Raw genomic sequence first — 18,548 nt, 5'->3', positions numbered from 1 at the left:
CAAGGTCGAGCGATCGGCCCAGCGGCCGATCGACGAGACCCTGAGCACGAAGGCATCCGTTTAAATGAGTGACGAGACCCCCGTCCCCGAAGGCCCTGGCATCCACGGCAGGATCGACCAGGTCGACCTGCAGTTGGAGATGCAGCGGTCCTACCTCGACTACGCCATGGCCGTCATCGTCGGCCGCGCGCTGCCCGAGGTGCGTGACGGGCTGAAGCCCGTGCACCGCCGTGTGATCTACGGCATGTACGACGGCGGCTACCGCCCGGACCGGCCCTTCTCGAAGTGCGCCCGTGTGGTGGGCGAGGTGATGGGTCAGTACCACCCGCACGGCGACAGCGCGATCTACGACACCCTCGTGCGCCTCGTGCAGCCGTGGACGATGCGCTACCCGCTGGCGCTCGGCCAGGGCAACTTCGGCTCGCCCGGCAACGACGGCGCCGCCGCACAGCGGTACACCGAGACGAAGATGGCCCCGCTCGCGCTCGAGATGGTGCGCGACATCGACGAAGACACCGTCGACTTCCAGGACAACTACGACGGCCGCACCCAGGAGCCGACGATCCTGCCGGCGCGGTTCCCGAACCTGCTGGTCAACGGCTCGGTCGGCATCGCGGTCGGCATGGCGACGAACATCCCGCCGCACAACCTGCGCGAGGTGGCGGATGCTGCGCTGTGGGCCCTCGCACACCCCGAGGCGACCCGCGAGGAGCAGCTCGAGGAGTTCATGAAGCGCATCCACGGGCCGGACTTCCCGACCGGTGCGCAGATCCTCGGCACGAAGGGCATCCAGGACGCCTACCGCACCGGCCGCGGCTCGATCACGATGCGCGCCGTGGTCAGCGTCGAGGAGATCCAGGGCCGCACGGCGCTCGTGGTCACCGAGCTGCCGTACCAGGTGAACCCCGACAACCTGGCGATGAAGATCGCCGACCTCGTCAAGGACGGCAAGCTCGCCGGCATCGCCGACATCAACGACGAGACCTCGGGCCGCACCGGCCAGCGCCTGGTCATCACGCTGAAGCGCGACGCGGTCGCGAAGGTCGTGCTGAACAACCTGTACAAGCACACGCAGCTGCAGGAGAACTTCGGCGCGAACATGCTCGCCATCGTCGACGGGGTGCCGCGGACCCTGCCGCTCGACGGTTTCATCTCGGCGTGGATCGACCACCAGATGGAGGTCATCGTCCGGCGCACGCAGTTCCGCCTGCGTCGGGCCGAGGAGCGCGCGCACATCCAGCGCGGTCTGGTGAAGGCGCTCGACGCGCTCGACGAGGTGATCGCGCTGATCCGCCGCTCGCCCGACGTGGACGAGGCGCGGCAGGGGCTCATGGAACTGCTCGAGGTCGACCAGTTGCAGGCCGACGCGATCCTCGCCATGCAGCTGCGCCGGCTCGCGGCCCTCGAGCGTCAGAAGATCATCGACGAGCTCGAAGAGCTCGAGCGTCAGATTGCCGAATACAAGGAGATCATCGCGAGCCCGGAGCGGCAGCGCACGATCATCAGCGACGAGCTGACGGAAATCGTCGACAAGTACGGCGACGAGCGACGCACGCAGATCCTGTACGGATACGACGGCGACATGTCGATGGAGGACCTGATCCCCGAAGAGGACATGGTCATCACCGTCACCCGCGACGGCTACATCAAGCGCACCCGCAGCGACAACTACCGGGCGCAGCGCCGCGGCGGAAAGGGCGTACGCGGTGCGCAGCTGCGCGGCGAAGACGTGGTCGAGCACTTCGGCGTCACCACCACGCATCACTGGCTGCTGTTCTTCACCGACCAGGGCCGCGTGTACCGGGCCAAGGCGTACGAGGTGCCAGAGGGTGGCCGCGACGCGAAGGGCCAGCACGTGGCGAACCTGCTCGCCATGCAGCCCGACGAGCGGATCGCGACGATGATCGCGGTGCGCGACTACCGGGCGGCGACGCACCTCGTGCTCGCCACCCGCGACGGGCTCGTGAAGAAGACGCCGTTGGCCGAGTACGACACGAACCGCAGCGGCGGCATCATCGCCATCAAGCTGCGCGAGGGCGACGAGCTGATCGCGGCACTGCTGGTGGAGAACACCGACGACATCCTGCTGGTCTCGCGCAAGGGCATGTCGCTGCGGTTCACCGCCTCGGATGAGGCGCTGCGGCCGATGGGGCGCTCCACCTCCGGCGTGAAGGGCATGAGCTTCCGCGACGGGGACAGCCTGCTCGCGGCATCCGTCGTGCATGACGAGGGCTATGTGTTCATCGTCACCGAAGGCGGCTACGCCAAGCGCACGGCGGTCGACCAGTACCGGGTGCAGAACCGCGGCGGCCTCGGCATCAAGGTCGCGAAGCTCGTCGAGGACCGCGGCGACCTCGCCGGCGCGATGATCGTCGGCGACGACGACGAGGTGCTGGTGGTGCTCGCGAGCGGCAAGGTCGTCCGCTCGGCGGTCTCCGAGGTTCCCGCCAAGGGTCGCGATACGATGGGCGTCGTCTTCGCCCGCTTCGCGGATGAGGACCGCATCATCGCCCTGGCTCGCAACAGCGAGCGCAAGATCGAGGAAGACCTCGAGGAACAGGACGCTGAGGAGTCCGGTTCGGCATCGTCCGAGTCGACTGAGCCCGACCAGCCAGAGCCCGAGGAATCGGGCGAAGCGGAGGATTAACGACCCATGACCACGAGCGTTGCCGAAAGGCTTGCCCGTAAGACCGCGAAGCGCCCCGCGTCGAAGCAGGTGCGGTTGAAGCTGGTCTACATCGACTTCTGGTCGAGCGTGAAGATCTCCTTCCTGGCCGGTCTCGCCGTCGCGATCATCGGCGTGGTCGCCTCGTTCCTGCTGTGGACGGTGCTGACCAAGACGGGCGTGTTCGACACCGTCGACCAGCTCTTCACCTCGATCTCGGGCCAGGGGTCGAACAGTCTGATGGACGCCATCGGCCTCGGCAATGTGATGAGCTTCTCGATCATCGTCGGCATCCTCGACATCGTCGTGATCACCGCGCTCGGCGCGGTGCTCGCGCTGCTGTACAACCTCAGCGTGAAGATCACCGGCGGGCTGCTGGTCGGCTTCACGAACAGCTGAGCCGCGCCCTTCGCAGTGGTTTCCCGGGCCGATTTCGCGGCAGGCCACTGCGTCGGGTAACCTTGCACAGGTCCGATTTTCGGGGCTATAGCTCAGGCGGTTAGAGCGCTTCACTGATAATGAAGAGGTCCCAGGTTCAAGTCCTGGTAGCCCCACCACATTTGTCCCCCCCGGGGCCTTAGCTCAGTTGGTAGAGCGCCTGCTTTGCAAGCAGGATGTCAGGAGTTCGAATCTCCTAGGCTCCACAAGAAAACTGGGATGCGCGGAGGCCGCGGACTCATTCCGCCCCGGGATTGACGGAGAACGCTCGCCCGTACCTGGCCAGACAGTGCCAAACCTTCTTCAGCTGTTGCGGATCGTAGCCGGCGCTTGCGCGGGCGCGCCCGATCATCTCGGGGGTGAGCTCGCCGTGCTCGGCGAGCTCGTCTGCGACGTTCGCGATCTCCGCTCCCCGATAGGCGGGATGCCGGCGGATAACCTCCACTGAGGCCCGATAGCCCGGGTGCCATTCGAGCGGGCAGCCAAGGCGGTGGGCGGCGGCTTCGATCGCGGTGCCGCGGTAGGCGGGATCGAGGACCAGCGCCTCGACATCTCTCGCGATGACGACGTCGCCGTGGACGTGGGCCTCGATGTAGTGATCGAGCGGGTCGTCGGTCGGGGGCACGGCGAACGCCTCGCGCAGCCCGAATCGATCGGCGGTGGCGAAGCGCGTCGGCTGGAGGTAGCTATCGGGGTAGCAGAACGTCGTGCGCGCGAGCACGGCGGCCCGGAGCCTGAAGTAGCAGCTCCCGAATCGGGGTGCCGCGCCGTAGGGGTCCGCGGTGAGGTTCAGCGCGCCGTACTTGGGTCGGGCGGCCGGAGGCAGGGCGTCGTAGATGCCGGCGAACATGCGCTGCTCCCACACGAACCGGTCGCCACCGAAGTAGGCGGTCAACCCGCCGCCGCTGACGCCCGTCTCGAACTGCGACTTGTAGACGCCGGAGGAGGCGATGCCGTCGAGAACGGATGCGCCGCCCGGGAGGTACACGTCTGGATGGAAGTGAAGATCGACGCGCGCGGTGTGCTCAAGCGGCTCTCCGGCCGACATGCGGCGGACATGTGCAAGGACGTCGGCGATGAAGTCCGGGTGCGACACGTCCCCAAGGCTATTGCGCCTGGCAGCGGCAGAAGTTCTCGGCCACTTGGTCGTACTCGTGCACGAAGACGAGATCGAGCATGCGGCTACTATGCCAAAGCGGCGGATCGAAGGGGGAGCGGGCATGTCGGATGCTGCTGAGCGGCGGATCCTCATCCACGGGGTGACCGGCTCAGGGAAGAGCACCGCCGCCGTGCGGATCGCCCAGCGGCTCGGTGTGCCGGCGGTCCTCGCCGACGACATCGGCTGGCTGCCCGGGTGGGTGCAGCGCGACCCCGAGGAGCAGCTCGCGCTGGTCGACGCCGCGACAGCCCGTGATGGCTGGGTGCTCGACAGCAGCTACAGCTCATGGCGCGACCTAGTGCTTCCTCGGGTCGACCTGATTCTCGGGCTGGACTACCCGCGGTGGTTCTCCCTGCAGCGCCTGCTGCGCCGCACGGCGCGACGCATCCGTACGCGCGAAGAGATCTGCAACGGGAACCGCGAGTCCCTCGGGCGCGCGTTCGCCCGGGATTCGATCGTCGCGTGGCATTTCCAGACCTGGAAGGCAAAGCGCGAGACCATGCGACGCTGGGCCGCCGACCCGACCATGCCGCAGACGATCCTGTTCCGCACCCCGCGCGAGCTGGATCGGTGGATCGAGGCGCTGCCGGCTCGCGCATCCGTCGACTCATGACACAACGCGGCGACAATGGAGTCATGGGTGCACGCGACATCATTCCCGACCATCTGATCCCACTGCTCGAGGCGCCGAACTACGGATTCCTCGGCACGATCCGCCCCGACGACACCGTGCAGGTGAACCCGATGTGGTTCGAGTTCGACGGTGAGGTGATCCGCTTCACGCACACGACGAAGCGCGCCAAGTACCGCAACCTGCAGCACAACCCGTCGATGAGCCTGGCGGTGATCAACCCGGACGACGTGTTCAACTACGTCGAGGTGCGCGGCAGACTGATCGAGGTCGTGCCCGACCCGACCGGCGAGTTCTATGTGCACCTCGCGCACCGCTACGGCATCACCGACCAGCAGCCGCCGGCGGACAGCCCGGACCGGGTCATCCTCGTGATGAGCGTGGAGCACTACACGACGCAGTGACGCGGGCGACGCCCCCGGCTCACGCCCGCAGCACGCCGGTGAGGCGGTCCTTCAGCCAGTCGCCGGCGGCGATCGACTCGGGCAGCAGGGTCGCGGCCACGAACACGTGGAACGCGTCGGATGCGGTGAACACGGCCACGTCGACGCCGGCCCGGCGAGCGGATGCGGCGAAGTCGCGTACATCCGGATAGAAGATGTCGCGCGTTCCGATGGTGATCGAGGTCGGCGGAAGACCCGAGGGATCCGCGAACACCGGGCTGACGTCGGGGTGATCGACGCCGAACGGGCCCGCCCACAGTTCGCCCGCGATGCGCACGCCGGTCACGGCGAGCATCGGGTCACGCCGATCGAACTCGGCGATCTCGGGGTTGCGCAGGGCGGCGTCGAGCCACGGCGAGAACAGCACGACGTGAGCCGGGGCCGCACTCGTGCCGCGCAGGCGCCGGGCGACGCTCAGCGCGAGCGCTCCGCCGGCCGAGTCGCCGGCGATGATCGGCGCGAGCCCGTCGCGCTCCGTGACGACGCGCACGACCGCGGCGACATCGGACACGCCTGCCACCACATCGCCCGTCGGGGCGAGCCGGTAGTCCGGCGCCACGATCCGGACGCCGAGCGAGTGCGCGAGCGACGAGGTGAGCCACCAGTGCGCCCGCTCGAACTGATGCACGTACCCGCCGCCGTGCACGTACACGAGAGATCGGCGCGACAACTGCACCCCGCGCGGCTCGATGACGGTCGCGTCGAGGGGGCCGAGGCGCGTGCGAGAGATCGAGAGGCGGCGTGCCGCCGACCGGGGCGGCGGCGCGAATCGCTTTCCCACGGATGCCGCGATGTCCGCGCGGGAGCGTGGCTCCGACACGAGGGTATGCCTGCTGCGCAGCAGCGGAAGGGCGAGCATCGTGAGGCGCAGCAGCGCCGAGGGACGCGCGGTGAAGGCATCCGTCATGCCAATACGGTATGCATCGCGACACTAGGCTCGCTCACGTGAGTCTTCGTGTCGCCGCCTACTGCATCATCATCGAGGACGGGCGCATCCTGCTCTCACACTGGAGCGAGCGGGGCAGCGACGGGTGGACGCTGCCGGGCGGAGGGCTCGAGCCCTACGAGGATCCGCGGGACGCGGCGGTGCGCGAGGTGTTCGAGGAGACGGGGTACCGGGCGGAGCTCGACGAGTTGCTCGGAATCGACTCGCACATCGTGCCGACCGAGCAGCGCCTCGCGGACGTGAACGAGCCGCTGCAGGCGCTGCGCATCATCTACCGCGCGCACGTGACGGGCGGCGAACTCACCAACGAGATCGACGGGTCGACGGATGAGGCGCGCTGGATCCAGCTCGACGAGGTGGCGGCGCTGAAGCGCGTCGGCCTCGTCGAGGTCGGGATGCGGATGGCGGGCGTGGAGCTGTAAGCGGCTTCGAGACGCCGCTTCGCGGCTCCTCAGCCGACGGAAGGGAAGAGCGCTTCGCGGCCCCTCAGCCGACGGAGACCTGCGGGTCAGCCCTCGGGGGAGGCGGGCGGCTCGTCCGAGACCCACAGCTCGTCGTCGGCGCGGAAGGTCTGCCAGACGGCGTACGCCACGCCGGCGAGTGCGGCGACGCCGACGCCGATCGCGATGTAGGTGCCGAAGCCCGACTTCTTTTTCTTCTTGGCAGGGACCTTGCCGGTGGCCTGCTTGAGGCGCTTGACCGCCGCCTTGACGCGGGCGTCGTTCGCCACGTCGGCCACGGAGAGCGCCGTGCCGATGGCGGTGCCGACCGCAGGCACGACGGTGTGGTTCACGAAGTCGCCGGCCTTGCTGGCCACCGGCGCCACGTAGCTCTCGTATCCGCCGCGCACGCGCGGCACGAGCTCCTCGCGAGTCAGGTGCTGAGCCTGACGCCCGGCCTCCCGCCCGACGCTGGTGGCGTGCGCCAGCACGTCCTGCTGGTGCGCGAGCAGCGCTTCGGCCTCAGCCTTGAGCTTGCTCAGCTCCTTCGCGCGCTTCTTCGACAGGGTCAGACTCACCGGGTACCTCCTCGAGGGCTTACGGGGGAGTGAAACTGCCTCCCATCTTGCCACCTGACTCCCAGGAGGCAAGCGAGGGGGAAGTACCCTCTATGCCAGTATGGGAATCATGTCCATCCACACGGCCGTGGCCACCATCCACACCAACCAGGGCGACATCGTCGTCAACCTCTACGGCAACCACGCCCCCAAGACGGTGCGGAACTTCGTCGGCCTCGCGACCGGCACCCAGGAGTGGACCGACCCGGCCACCGGGGAGAAGACCACCCGGCCGCTGTACAACGGCGTCATCTTCCACCGCATCATCCCGGGCTTCATGATCCAGGGCGGCGACCCGGCCGGCAACGGCACCGGCGGGCCCGGCTACACCTTCGCCGACGAGATCCACCCCGAGCTCACCTTCAACGAGCCCTACCTGCTCGCCATGGCCAATCGCGGCGGCGGCACGAGCACGAACGGCTCCCAGTTCTTCATCACCACCGACCCGACGCCCTGGCTGAACCGCAACCACACCATCTTCGGCGCCGTCGCCGACGAGGACTCGAAGCAGGTCGTCGCGAAGATCTCGCAGGTTCCGACCGACGCCCGCGACAAGCCGCTCGAAGACGTCGTCATCACCTCCATCGACGTCGTCGACGCGTGAACTGACCCCCCGACCGGCCGAGAGGAAGGACGCGGCGGCGCAGTGACGGACTACCGATCCGACCCGGCCAACTACTGCTACCGGCACCCCGACCGGCAGAGCTTCGTGCTCTGCCAGCGGTGCGGGCGCACCATCTGCGGCGAATGCCAGACGCCCGCTCCGGTCGGCGTGATCTGTCCCGAGTGCATGCGCGAGCAGCGCGCCGAAGCGCGCGAGACGGCGTACACGCGCGGGTCGGGCTACTCCGGTTACGGGGGCGGCGCGAGCGCCCGCCCGCCACGGGTGCGCTCATCGCGGCTGGTGCGCCGCATCACGGGGCTCGCCGCGGCGGGGCATCCGATCGCCACCTACGGGGTGATGGCGGCCACTGCGCTCGTGTTCCTGCTCGGCGTGCTGCCGGTCATCGGCACTTCGGTGCTCGGCGCGCTGTCCTACTCGGCCAACTGGCTCGCGCCGTGGCGCGTGGTCACGCCGATCCTGATCACCGGCAGCCCCCTGTCGGTGCTGTTCGCCCTGCTCAGCATCTGGATGCTCGGGCAGGTGCTCGAGCAGCTGCTCGGCTGGTGGCGGTTCCTGGTGGTCTACTTCGCCAGCGGCGTGACCGGCGGGCTGATCATGCTGTGGGTCTCCGGCTTCTACACGACGGCAGGCGCGTTCGCGTCGATCTTCGGCCTGTTCGGCGCGATGGTGATCGTGCAGCGGCGCATGGGCGGCCGGGTCGGGCCGGTGCTGCTGTTCGTGGCGATCAACCTGGCCATCAACGTCTTCTTCAGCGGATGGCTCGTGCTCGTGATCGGCATCGGAGGCCTCATCGGCGGGCTGATCGTCGGGTTCATCCTGCTCGAAACGCGGCAGGTGCGCCGGCAGAAACTGCAGGTGTGGCTGTTGGTCGGCTACTGCGCCGTGCTGCTCGTGCTGGGCTGCGTGCCGATGGTTATCCACACTGTGTAGAACGGCGCTGGTTATCCACAGCCTTAATAACAGTGGGGATAATCACAGCGCTGTAATTATCCCCAGTGTTGATGGCGTGTGGACGAGCGTCGCTACTTCCAGCGGGTCGTCATCAGGAAGCCGATGAAGGCGACGCCGAACCCGATCAGCAGGTTCCAGGCGCCGAGCGACGGGACCGGATAGGTGCCCCCGGCGACGTAGTAGACGATGATCCACAGCAGCCCGACGATCATGAAGCCGAGCATCACCGGCTTGAACCAGATCGGGTTGCCGGCGTGCTCTCGGGCGGCGGCGCGCTCTTCGGGCGAGAGCTTCGAGCGGGTGTTGGAGGCCATAGCCCGGTAGTTTAGCGGCCCACGTGGATAGAATCGCGCGGGTGAGCGCCCCCGTCAGCACCCCCGGCCCCGCGGCCGACGAAAGCCCTCGTCGCGGCCGGCGGAACCGCGGCGGCGCGCGCGTCTCGATCGTCGGGGTGTTCGGCGAACTCCTCGTCACCGCCGGGGTCATCGTGCTGCTCTTCATCGGCTGGCAGAACTGGTGGAACAGCTGGGTGCTGAACGCCCAGCAGAACGGCGCCGCTTCGCAGCTGAGCAAGGAGTGGCTGCAGGAATCCGGCGAATCCGGCGACGGCAGCACGGCGTCGAGTGCGCCGAGCGGCAGCGGCAGCGGCCAGGCGCAGACCAGCAGCACCATCCCGGTCTCCGACGAGCCGTCGCACGCGCAGGCGGTGGGCATCATGTACGTGCCGCGCTTCGGCACCGAGTGGCGCCGAACGATCCGCGAGGGCACGGGCGACGATGTGCTCAACAGCTACGACGCCGGCGTCGGGCACTATGACGGCACGGCGATGCCGGGCGGCGTGGGCAACTTCGCGGTGGCCGCCCACGACACCGGCTGGGGCAACACCTTCCTGCACATGCAGAACCTGCGGGTCGGAGACAAGATCTACGTGCAGACCAAAGACGGCTTCTACACCTACGCCTTCCGCAACTACGAGTACGTCCAGCCCACCGCCGTCGACGTGCTCCTGCCGGTTCCGCACGAGGCGAAGGCGAAGGCATCCGATCGCCTGCTCACCATGACGACCTGCAACCCGCCGTATCACTCGGTCGAGCGGCTCATCGCCTACGGCGTGCTGGAGTCGTTCTCGAAGACGCCGCCGGCCGCGATCGCGTCGGAGGTGGGCTGATGTACGGCGCGCTGTGGCGGGTGCTGCCCGGCCCGTGGTGGGTGCGGGTGCTCATCCTGCTCGTCCTGCTGGTGCTGGTGCTGTGGGCGCTGGTGACCTGGGTGTTCCCCTGGGTCGACTCGCTGCTGAACGCCAACGAGCAGGGCACGGTGGGCACATGACGCGGGTGCTGGTCGTCGACAACTACGACAGCTTCGTCTACACGCTGAACGGCTACCTGCAGGAGCTGGGTGCCGAGACTCACGTCGTGCGCAACGACGACATCGCACAGGCGGATGCCGCGGCCGAGCTCGCCGCGTACGACGCGGTGCTGCTCTCGCCCGGCCCCGGGAAGCCCGTCGACGCCGGAGTGTCGATCCCGCTCGTGCACGCGGCGCTCGACTCCGGCGCGCCGCTGCTCGGCGTCTGCCTCGGACACCAGGCGATCGCCGAGGCGTTCGGCGGCGTGGTCACCGGCGCCGAGGAGCTGATGCACGGCAAGACCTCGCTCGTGCAGCACGACGGCAGCGCCTTCTGGCGCGGGGTGCGGCAGCCGTTCACCGCCACCCGGTACCACTCGCTGGCCGTGGTCGACGGCACCCTGCCCGAAGAGCTCGCGGTGATCGCCCGCACGAGCGGCGGCGTGATCATGGCGGTGCAGCACGTGCGCGCGCCGATCTACGGGGTGCAGTTCCACCCCGAATCCGTGCTCACCGAAGACGGCTACCGCATGCTCGGCAACTGGCTCGAGGCGGCGGGACTCGGCGGCGCGGCCGCGCGGGCGGCGACGCTCGACCCGCTCATGAAGGCCGGCGGCTGACGCCTAGTCGCCGAAGCAGTAGTAGAGCTGGATCTCCGCGCCCTGCGGCTGATCGCCCACGATCGACTGCCGGATGACCGGCGTTCCTGCCTGCACCTTGCAGCTGCTGTCCGGCTGCGGCGCGTCGACCTGCAAGCCGAGAGCGCTCAGCTCCTGCTGGGCGTCCTGCATCGAATGGCCCGTCACATCGGGAACCGAGACCTTGCCGTTCGACTCGGTCAGGTCGACGGTGTCGCCCTTGTGGGCCTGCGTGTTCTTGGCGGGATCGGTCGACAGCACCGTTCCGGAGGGCTCGGTGGCGGAGTCGGCCAGGCGGACGAAGCCGATCTGGAACCCGGCATCCGTCAGCTTCTTCTGCGCGTCCTTGTCGGACATGCCCGTCACGTCGGGAACCGTGACGGTCGCCTGACCCGAGGAGACGAACACGGTGACCTCGGTGCCCTTGGTCGCCACGAAGCCCTCGTCGGGGTCGCTGCGGATCACCGTGCCCTTGTCCTGCGTGTCGCTGGCCTCGTACTCGACGACCATCTTGAGGTCGGCGTCGGTGAGAGCCTGCTTGGCCTGGGCGAGCGGCTCACCGGCGATCGAGGGGACCGTGGTCGAGGTGTCGCTGATGACCTGGCTCGGGTTCTGGTTCATGATCGCGATGAGCAGCGCGGCGATCACGGCCATGACGGTGAGCACGCCGGCGATGATCCACAGCGCGGGCGGGCGGCTCTGCGTGCGGGGCTGCCGGCTGTCGTCGGCGAGCTGGCGGAAGGACGCCTCGACCTTGGAGACGGGCGCCGGCGGCGGAGCGAAGAGCAGGTCGGCGGGCGCGTTGCTCTTGGGCGCGCGCGGGACGCGGCCGGATGCGGCGACCTCGAGGTCGGCCCGGAACTCGGCGGCGGTCTGGTAGCGCTCGAAGCGGTCCTTCTGCAGGGCCTTGCGCTCGACGGCGTCGAGGGCCGGCGAGACCTTGGGGTTGAGGCTCGACGGCTTGACCGGGATCTCGCTGATGTGCTGGTAGGCGACCTGCACCGGGGTCTCGCCACGGAACGGCGGGCGGCCGGTGAGCATCTCGAACAGCACCACGCCGGTGGAGTAGAGGTCGGTGCGGGCGTCGACCTGCTCGCCGCGCGCCTGCTCGGGCGAGAAATAGCTGGCGGTGCCGAGGATGGCGGTCGTCTGGGAGAGCGAGGCGCTGGTCTCGCTGATGGCCCGGGCGATGCCGAAGTCGGTGACCTTCACCTGGCCCTGGCGGGTGATGAGGATATTGGCCGGCTTGATGTCGCGGTGCACGACCCCGGCGCGGTGCGAGTACTCGAGCGCGGTGAGGATGCCCTCGGTGAGGCGGATGGCGTGCTCGGGAACGATGGGGCCCCGCTCGATGAGCTCGTCGAGGGGAACGCCGTCGACGTATTCCATGATGATGAACGGCGCCTGCACCTCGTTGCCGTCCTCGTCGTGCACGGTGTCTTCGCCGGCGTCGAACACGCGCACGATCGTGGGATGCGCCATGCGGGCCGCCGCCTGCGCCTCCTGACGGAAGCGGGTGCGGAAGGCCGGATCGGTGGCCAGCTGCGGCTTGAGCAGTTTGATCGCGACGGTGCGGCCGAGCCGGGTGTCGACACCCTTGTGCACGTCGGACATGCCGCCCCGGCCCAGGAGCTCGCCGACCTCGTACCGGCCGGCGATCACCCGGCGGAGGTCGGTCACGGGGGTCTCCTGTTCAGTGCTCACTGCGGGAAAGTGTAATCAGGAGAAGCTGAGCGTCGCGGAGGATCACGGCGTCACGCCGGCCCCGTTATCGGATTCATTTCCGGAGCTCGCACTCCCCGAAGAGCTCGTCGACGGAGTGGGGGTGGAGGTCTCGCTCGACGGGTCGCTGATCGGCACCCGCAGAGCCGGGGAGTGGCCCGACTCGTTCTGGCCCGCGCACACCATGGAGTAGGCGACGCTGACAGTCTTGCCGGCATCCTCATCCGGGACGGTCCAGTTGGCGGCGCCGGTCGACCCGTCGACCGAGGCGACCTTCGTCCCGTCGACGTAGAGGTTGCGGCCGGTCAGGGTCTGACCGGAGGGGCAGGAGTCGGCCTTGTTGAACGCGAAGGCGAACTGCGTGCCCGGCACGGCCGGGTCGTCGCTCTGGCTCTGGATCGTCGGGGCCGACGACGGCGCGTTGGGTTTCACCAGGTCGGCGTAGACCGAGAGCGTGATCTGCTCGTCGAACGGCACCGACTGGGTCGGGTTGATCTCGTACACGAGGCCGACCTGCGAGGGGTCGGTGGCCGGGTCACCGGTGAGCACCTGCACGTTGGTCCATCCGCCGGCCGCGAGCTTCTGCCTGGCCTCGTCGGCGGTGAGGCCGATGTAGTCGTCGGGATCGATCATGCCGCGCGTGGCCTGCGTCGCGGTCTGACTCGGCGTCGGGCTCTCGGAGGTGCGGCTCGGGCTCGCCGCCGGCTTGCTCGAGGTCGGCGAGGACGCCTTGTCCTGACCGAAGAAGTTGATCAGCGACCACACCAGGGCGCCGATGAGGATCAGGATCAGGATGATCAGCGGCACCGTCCACGGGTTCCGCTTCTTGGTCTGCCGGGCCTCCGCGCGGGTGGGCGTCGGGGCGGGGGCGGTCGCCGGAACCAGCACCGTCGGCTGCTGCGGGTACATCGTGGTGGCCTGCGTGGGCGCCGCGCTCGTCGAGGGCAGCAGCATCGTGGCCGCGGTCGCGCCCTCGCCGCCGAGCACCGCCGGGACGGCGGCGGCCGCCGCCGCGACGTCGCCGCGGCGCAGCGCCTGGGCGGCGCGCGACAGGTTCGCAGCGGTCGCCGGCCGGTCGGCCGGGTTCTTGGCGATGCACGACATGATCAGGTTGCGCACCGGCTCGGGGATCGAGGTGGGCAGCTCGGGCGGCGCTTCGTTGATCTGCGCCATGGCGATCGCCACCTGCGACTCGCCCGTGAACGGCCGGCGGCCCGCGACCGCCTCATAGGCGACGATGCCGAGCGAGTAGATGTCGGTGGCGGGGGATGCCGGGTGGCCGCTGGCCTGCTCGGGCGAGAGGTACTGCACCGTGCCCATGACCTGACCGGTCGCGGTGAGCGGAACCTGGTCGGCCACGCGGGCGATGCCGAAGTCGGTGATCTTGACCCGGCCCTCGGGGGTGATCAGCAGGTTGCCGGGCTTGATGTCGCGGTGCACGAGGCCGGCCTGGTGCGCGGCCTGCAGCGCGGCGGCGGTCTGCGCGACGATGTCGAGCGTCTTGTCAGCCGACAGGTGGCCCTCGCGTTCGAGGATCGAGGAGAGCGCCTCACCGGGCACGAGCTCCATGACCAGGAAGGCGCTGCCCTCTTCCTCGCCGTAGTCGAAGACGTTCGCGATGCCCTCGTGGTTCACCAGGGCCGCATGCCGGGCCTCGGTGCGGAAGCGCTCGAGGAAGGCCGGATCGCCGAGGTATTCGTCCTTCAGGATCTTGATCGCGACGGTGCGCCCGATCACGAGGTCGGTGGCCTGCCACACTTCGCCCATGCCGCCGATCGCGATCCGCGACTGCAGCTCGTACCGCCCACCGAAGGTGAGTCCTGCCGTGGGTCTCATTCGTTCAGCACCGCCTCAAGTACAGTTCGTGCGATCGGCGCGGCCACGCTGTTGCCCGTGCCGCTCTGACCGAGTCCGCCCCCGTCTTCGACCACGACCGAGATCGCGATATCGGGGTTGTCAGCCGGCGCGAAGCCCGTGAACCACAAGGTGTACGGGTCGCCCTCACCGTTCTGGGCCGTTCCCGTCTTGCCCGCCACGCTGACACCATTGATTCTCGCATTCGTCCCGGTGCCTTCATTGACCCCCCTGACCATCATCTGTGTAACGGTCTTGGCGACGGACTCGCTCGTGGCGCGGCCGTACTCGGTCGGCGAGAACTGCTGCTGCTTCTGCAGGTCGGGCGTGATCACCGACTCGACGAGGTTCGGCTCCATCACCACGCCGCCGTTGGCGATCGCCGCGGAGTCCATGCAGATCTGCAGCGCGGTCGCGCGGTCGCTCTGCTGACCGAACGCGCTCTGCGCCACTTCCGCCGGGTCGTCGTAGCCGGGGTACTGGCTGGTCGACACCGTCATGGGGATCTCGAACTGGTGGCCCCATCCGTATGCCTCGGCCTGCTTCTTGATCGCGTCCGACCCGACCTTGAGCCCGAGCTCGGCGAAGGGGATGTTGCAGCTCCAGATCTGCGCCATCTCGATCGAGACCTTGCCCTTCGACCCGCCGCTGCAGGCGGCGCCGGTGTCGTTGTGGATCACGGTCGACGTGCCGGGCAGCTGGTAGCTCGACGGGTTCGGGAAGGTGCTGTCCTTCGTGTACTTGCCCGACGAGAGGGCGGCGGAGGTCACCACCGGCTTGAACGTCGACCCGGGCGGGTTCAGGTCGGTGATGGCCTTGTTCACCAGCGGGGAGCCGTCCTGCGACTCGAGCTGCTGATACGCCTTCAGGTAGGCGGAGTAGTCGTGCACGGCCAGCTGGTTGGGGTCGTAGTCGGGCTTCGACACCATGGCGAGGATGCGGCCGGTCTTGACCTCCTCGACGACGACCGAGCCCTGCAGATTGCCGAGCGCCTCGAAGGCGGCGCGCTGCGCGACGGGGTCGATGGTCAGCTCGACCGAGTTGCCCTGCGGGTGCTTGCCGGTGAAGGTGTTCTTGAGGCGGGTGAAGAAGTCCGAGGCGGAGGTTCCGGACAGCTCCTGGTTCATGGCCGACTCGATGCCGGTGGCGGCACCCGTGACCGAGGACAGATAGCCCGTCACCGACGAGTACAGTTCGCCGTTCGTGTAGACCCGCTGGTACTTGTAGCGGTCGTCGCTCGGGCGCGACTCGGCGATCGCCTTGCCGTCGACGATGATCGAGCCGCGCTGCACGTTGTAGCTGTCGTTGATGGCGCGGGTGTTGCGCGGGTCGTTGCCCAGCGCGTCGGCGTAGCCGACCTGGATGGCGGATGACGCCACGAAGAGCGCGACGAACATCATCAGCACGACCACGCTGACCCGTTTGAGTTCTCTGTTCACGACGCCTGCCTCGGTTGGTTGCGGACGGTGTCGGACAACCTCAGCAGAAGCGCCGAGATCACCCAGTTCGCCACGAGCGACGAGCCGCCGGCCGCCAGGAACGGCGCGGTCAGCCCGGTCACCGGGATCACCCTGGTGATGCCGCCGATGACGACGAAGGTCTGCAGCGCGACGACGAAGCCGAGGCCGACGGCCAGCAGCTTGCCGAAGTCGTCTTCACTGGCGAAGCCGATGCGGAACGCGCGCGCGACGAAGATCATGTACAGCCCGAGGATGGCGAACAGCCCGATCAGGCCGAGTTCCTCGCCGATCGAGGCGACGATGTAGTCGCTGTCGGCGACCGGCGTGATGTACGGCTGCCCCTGCCCGAGCCCCGTGCCGAGCAGGCCGCCGTGGGCGAGCCCGAACAGGCCCTGCACGAGCTGACCGCTGCCGCCGACCGAGTCGTACTGGTGTTGCGAGAACGGGTGCAGCCAGTTCTCGAACCGGCCGTGCACGTAGCCGAGCTTGGGCAGCACCGAGGAGAGCCAGTCGACCGCGAACGCGCCGCCGACGAGGGCGGCCACGCCCATCAGCGCCCAACTGGTGCGGCCTGTGGCGACGTAGATGACGGCGAGGAACAAGCCGAAGTAGAGCAGACCGGTGCCGAGGTCGCGCTCGAACAGGATGACCGCGAGCGTCATCAGCCAGATCACGGCGATCGGGCCGAGGTCGCGCGCCCGCGGGAAGGTCACTCCGAGGAACCGGGTGCCGACCGCGGCCAGCGACTCGCGGCGCTGCACGAGGTAGCCGGCGAAGAACACCGCGAGCGTGATCTTCGCGATCTCGCCGGGCTGAAAGTTGAGCGGCCCGATCTGGATCCACACCTTCGCCGACTCGTTCTTCGTCCCGATCACGGGCAGCAGCGGGATGAAGACGAGCACGAGGGACAGCAGGCCGCTCAGGTACGTGTAGCGCTGCAGCATCCGATGATTGCGCACGACGACGAGGACGACGATCGCGCACACGATCGCGATCGCGGTCCACACGATCTGGCGCACGGATGCCGCATCCCATCCGCTCGCCGCCTTGTGGATGTCGATGCGGTAGATCTCGGCGATGCCGATGCCGTTCAGCACGGTGGCGATCGGGAGGATGAACGGGTCGGCGTCGGGCGCCGTGAATCGCAGCGTGATGTGCAGGCCGAAGGCGAGCACGCCGAGGGCGATGCCGTAGAAGGCGAGCGACCCGTCGATCTGCCCCTTGGTGCCGAGCTGCACCAGCACCTCGGCGGCCACGTCGATCGCGAACGCGAACACGAGCAGGCCGAGTTCGAGGTTGCGCAGGCGCCGGGGCATCCGGATGCGCGGCACGACGCTCGTCATCGTGCCGACGAAGCCGGTGCGGGTGGACTCAGCCATTGCCGCCCCCCAGCTGCTCGACGATGCGCTCGGCGTCGCCGAGGCTGCCGGCGTCGATGGTCTGCCGGATCTGCTGCCGCTCGAAGGCGCTCAGCTCGTCGACCGGGATGGTCGTGCGGGCGTAGACGTGGGAGAGCGGGAAGGGCCCGAGATCCTGCTGCACGCCCTGGTAGATCGCCACATCGCCCTCCGAGACTCCGATGTAGTAGCGGGTCTGGGTCCAGCGGTACCCGATCACGACGATCGCGGCGAGGGCGAGCGCGGCGATGATGGCGAAGCCGAGCCAGAAGGCGCGGCGCCGGCGGTGGCGGCGCTCGTCCTCTTCGATGAGCTCGGCGAGGTAGTCCTGGGTCTGCGGCTCGAAGTGCGACGGCTCGATCGCGGGCCGGGCCGGATGCAGCAGCGACGGCAGCGGCAGGCGTGCGGGGCGGGGGCGCTCGATGTCGGTGACGTAGGACAGCGGGGCGGCCGCCGAGCCGACGGTGAGCGGCTCGTGCGGCTGATCGCCCCGGTCGATGTCGACGACGATGACGGTCACGTTGTCGGGGGCGCCCGCGTCGAGGCTCGCCTTCAGCAGCCGGTCGGCGACGGTCTTGGGCGAGGCCTGGCTGCCCAGCGCGCGGGCGATCTGCTCCTTCTTGACGAAGCCGGAGAGTCCGTCGGAGCACAGCAGCCAGCGGTCGCCGGGCTTCGTCTCGAGGATCCAGGAGTCGACCTCGGGGTGGGCGTCGACGTCGCCGAGCACGCGCATCAGCACGCTGCGGCGCGGGTGCACGAGCGCCTCCTCCTCGGTGATGCGGCCGGTGTCGACGAGGCGCTGCACGAAGGTGTGATCCGTGGAGATCTGGGACAGCTCGCCGTCGCGCCAGAGGTAGATGCGGCTGTCGCCGATGTGGGCGAGGGCGACGTAGTCGCCGACCCGGATGAGCGCGCTCACGGTCGTGCCCATGCCGGTGAGCTCCGGATGCTCGTACACGGTCTCGGCGAGCCGCGTGTTGGCCTCGAGCAGGGCGTTCTTGAGGGTCTCCCGGGCGACCTCGGGGTCGTCGTACTCACGGTCGACCTGCTTGATGTAGTTGGTGGCGATCGCGCTCGCCACGTCGCCGCCGGCGTGGCCGCCCATGCCGTCGGCGACGAGGAACAGGTCGTGCCCGGCGTAGCCGGAGTCCTGGTTGTTGCTGCGCACGCGGCCGACGTTGCTGACCGCGGCGCCCCGCGTATTGGGCGCCATGC

Annotated in this window: 19 protein-coding genes and 2 tRNA genes; 12 read left to right on the top strand and 9 right to left on the bottom strand. The window is 68.7% G+C overall.

What is annotated here, in order from left to right; genetic code table 11:
- Nucleotides 1–64 precede the first annotated feature (64 nt).
- The 4 genes from gyrA to H563_RS0106995 all read left to right on the top strand — a co-directional run bounded on the left by gyrA (nt 65) and on the right by H563_RS0106995 (nt 3,309).
- A complete protein-coding gene (gene gyrA, locus H563_RS0107010; protein ID WP_022881896.1) occupies nt 65–2,647 on the top strand; it encodes a DNA gyrase subunit A in 2,583 nt (860 codons plus the stop codon).
- A gap of 6 nt (nt 2,648–2,653) precedes the next feature.
- Nucleotides 2,654–3,064 (top strand): DUF3566 domain-containing protein, encoded by a 411-nt coding sequence (locus H563_RS0107005; RefSeq protein ID WP_022881895.1) that lies wholly within the window; start codon nt 2,654–2,656, stop codon nt 3,062–3,064.
- A gap of 81 nt (nt 3,065–3,145) precedes the next feature.
- Nucleotides 3,146–3,222 (top strand) — tRNA-Ile (locus H563_RS0107000).
- A gap of 14 nt (nt 3,223–3,236) precedes the next feature.
- A tRNA-Ala gene (locus H563_RS0106995) sits at nt 3,237–3,309 on the top strand.
- A 32-nt stretch (nt 3,310–3,341) separates the two neighbouring features.
- Here H563_RS0106995 and H563_RS0106990 read toward each other — a convergent pair.
- Entirely contained in the window at nt 3,342–4,199 is an 858-nt protein-coding gene (locus tag H563_RS0106990) for a DUF3626 domain-containing protein (protein ID WP_022881894.1), read from the bottom strand.
- Nucleotides 4,200–4,323: 124 nt separating this feature from the next.
- Here H563_RS0106990 and H563_RS0106985 point away from each other — a divergent pair, with 124 nt between their 5' ends.
- Together H563_RS0106985 and H563_RS0106980 are read left to right on the top strand one after the other, a co-directional pair.
- A complete protein-coding gene (locus H563_RS0106985) occupies nt 4,324–4,875 on the top strand; it encodes a P-loop NTPase family protein (RefSeq protein ID WP_027479202.1) in 552 nt (183 codons plus the stop codon).
- A 23-nt stretch (nt 4,876–4,898) separates the two neighbouring features.
- Nucleotides 4,899–5,297 (top strand): PPOX class F420-dependent oxidoreductase, encoded by a 399-nt coding sequence (locus H563_RS0106980; RefSeq protein ID WP_022881892.1) that lies wholly within the window; start codon nt 4,899–4,901, stop codon nt 5,295–5,297.
- Nucleotides 5,298–5,316: 19 nt separating this feature from the next.
- Here the strand turns inward: H563_RS0106980 and H563_RS15460 are convergent, their stop codons facing one another.
- Nucleotides 5,317–6,243 carry an alpha/beta hydrolase fold domain-containing protein gene (locus tag H563_RS15460; protein ID WP_022881891.1) on the bottom strand — a complete coding sequence of 309 codons (927 nt, stop codon included), beginning with the start codon at nt 6,241–6,243 and terminating at the stop codon, nt 5,317–5,319.
- A gap of 38 nt (nt 6,244–6,281) precedes the next feature.
- On the opposite strand from H563_RS15460, the gene H563_RS0106970 reads away from it, so the two are divergent.
- On the top strand, nt 6,282–6,704 hold the full coding sequence (locus tag H563_RS0106970) for an NUDIX hydrolase (RefSeq protein ID WP_022881890.1): 423 nt from the start codon (nt 6,282–6,284) through the stop codon (nt 6,702–6,704).
- Between the two features lie 86 nt (nt 6,705–6,790).
- On the opposite strand, the gene H563_RS0106965 is transcribed toward H563_RS0106970, so the two are convergent.
- Nucleotides 6,791–7,300 carry a hypothetical protein gene (locus tag H563_RS0106965; RefSeq protein ID WP_022881889.1) on the bottom strand — a complete coding sequence of 170 codons (510 nt, stop codon included), beginning with the start codon at nt 7,298–7,300 and terminating at the stop codon, nt 6,791–6,793.
- Nucleotides 7,301–7,409: 109 nt separating this feature from the next.
- Here H563_RS0106965 and H563_RS0106960 point away from each other — a divergent pair, with 109 nt between their 5' ends.
- Nucleotides 7,410–7,943: a peptidylprolyl isomerase gene (locus H563_RS0106960; protein WP_027479199.1), complete on the top strand. Its 534-nt coding sequence runs from the start codon at nt 7,410–7,412 to the stop codon at nt 7,941–7,943.
- A 42-nt stretch (nt 7,944–7,985) separates the two neighbouring features.
- A complete protein-coding gene (locus H563_RS0106955; protein WP_022881887.1) occupies nt 7,986–8,894 on the top strand; it encodes a rhomboid family intramembrane serine protease in 909 nt (302 codons plus the stop codon).
- Between the two features lie 92 nt (nt 8,895–8,986).
- On the opposite strand, the gene H563_RS0106950 is transcribed toward H563_RS0106955, so the two are convergent.
- Nucleotides 8,987–9,229 carry a cell division protein CrgA gene (locus H563_RS0106950; protein ID WP_022881886.1) on the bottom strand — a complete coding sequence of 81 codons (243 nt, stop codon included), beginning with the start codon at nt 9,227–9,229 and terminating at the stop codon, nt 8,987–8,989.
- A 41-nt stretch (nt 9,230–9,270) separates the two neighbouring features.
- Here H563_RS0106950 and H563_RS0106945 point away from each other — a divergent pair, with 41 nt between their 5' ends.
- The 3 genes from H563_RS0106945 to H563_RS0106935 are packed head-to-tail and all read left to right on the top strand — an operon-like array spanning nt 9,271 to nt 10,882.
- Nucleotides 9,271–10,083, top strand: coding sequence for a class E sortase (locus tag H563_RS0106945; protein ID WP_022881885.1), 813 nt, complete (start codon nt 9,271–9,273; stop codon nt 10,081–10,083).
- Nucleotides 10,083–10,244, top strand: a complete 162-nt coding sequence (locus H563_RS18135) for a hypothetical protein (protein WP_022881884.1) — start codon at nt 10,083–10,085, stop codon at nt 10,242–10,244. The genes H563_RS0106945 and H563_RS18135 overlap by 1 nt, the downstream gene beginning before the upstream one ends.
- Nucleotides 10,241–10,882: an anthranilate synthase component II gene (locus H563_RS0106935; protein WP_022881883.1), complete on the top strand. Its 642-nt coding sequence runs from the start codon at nt 10,241–10,243 to the stop codon at nt 10,880–10,882. The genes H563_RS18135 and H563_RS0106935 overlap by 4 nt, the downstream gene beginning before the upstream one ends.
- Nucleotides 10,883–10,885: 3 nt before the next feature.
- On the opposite strand, the gene pknB is transcribed toward H563_RS0106935, so the two are convergent.
- From pknB to H563_RS0106910, 5 genes are read right to left on the bottom strand one after another with little or no spacing between them, the layout of a single operon-like run.
- On the bottom strand, nt 10,886–12,604 hold the full coding sequence (pknB, locus tag H563_RS0106930; protein ID WP_245556832.1) for a Stk1 family PASTA domain-containing Ser/Thr kinase: 1,719 nt from the start codon (nt 12,602–12,604) through the stop codon (nt 10,886–10,888).
- 42 nt (nt 12,605–12,646) lie between these two features.
- A complete protein-coding gene (locus tag H563_RS15450; protein WP_022881881.1) occupies nt 12,647–14,458 on the bottom strand; it encodes a protein kinase domain-containing protein in 1,812 nt (603 codons plus the stop codon).
- Nucleotides 14,455–15,915 carry a peptidoglycan D,D-transpeptidase FtsI family protein gene (locus H563_RS0106920; RefSeq protein WP_022881880.1) on the bottom strand — a complete coding sequence of 487 codons (1,461 nt, stop codon included), beginning with the start codon at nt 15,913–15,915 and terminating at the stop codon, nt 14,455–14,457. Before H563_RS0106920 ends, H563_RS15450 begins: the two co-directional genes overlap by 4 nt.
- Nucleotides 15,912–17,315, bottom strand: coding sequence for an FtsW/RodA/SpoVE family cell cycle protein (locus H563_RS0106915; RefSeq protein WP_022881879.1), 1,404 nt, complete (start codon nt 17,313–17,315; stop codon nt 15,912–15,914). The genes H563_RS0106920 and H563_RS0106915 overlap by 4 nt, the downstream gene beginning before the upstream one ends.
- Entirely contained in the window at nt 17,308–18,546 is a 1,239-nt protein-coding gene (locus H563_RS0106910) for a Stp1/IreP family PP2C-type Ser/Thr phosphatase (protein ID WP_022881878.1), read from the bottom strand. The genes H563_RS0106915 and H563_RS0106910 overlap by 8 nt, the downstream gene beginning before the upstream one ends.
- Nucleotides 18,547–18,548 lie beyond the last annotated feature (2 nt).

The organism is Gryllotalpicola ginsengisoli DSM 22003 (genome assembly GCF_000419445.1).
GTDB classification, from domain to species: domain Bacteria; phylum Actinomycetota; class Actinomycetes; order Actinomycetales; family Microbacteriaceae; genus Gryllotalpicola; species Gryllotalpicola ginsengisoli.
This window is presented reverse-complemented; position numbering and strand designations above follow the sequence as displayed.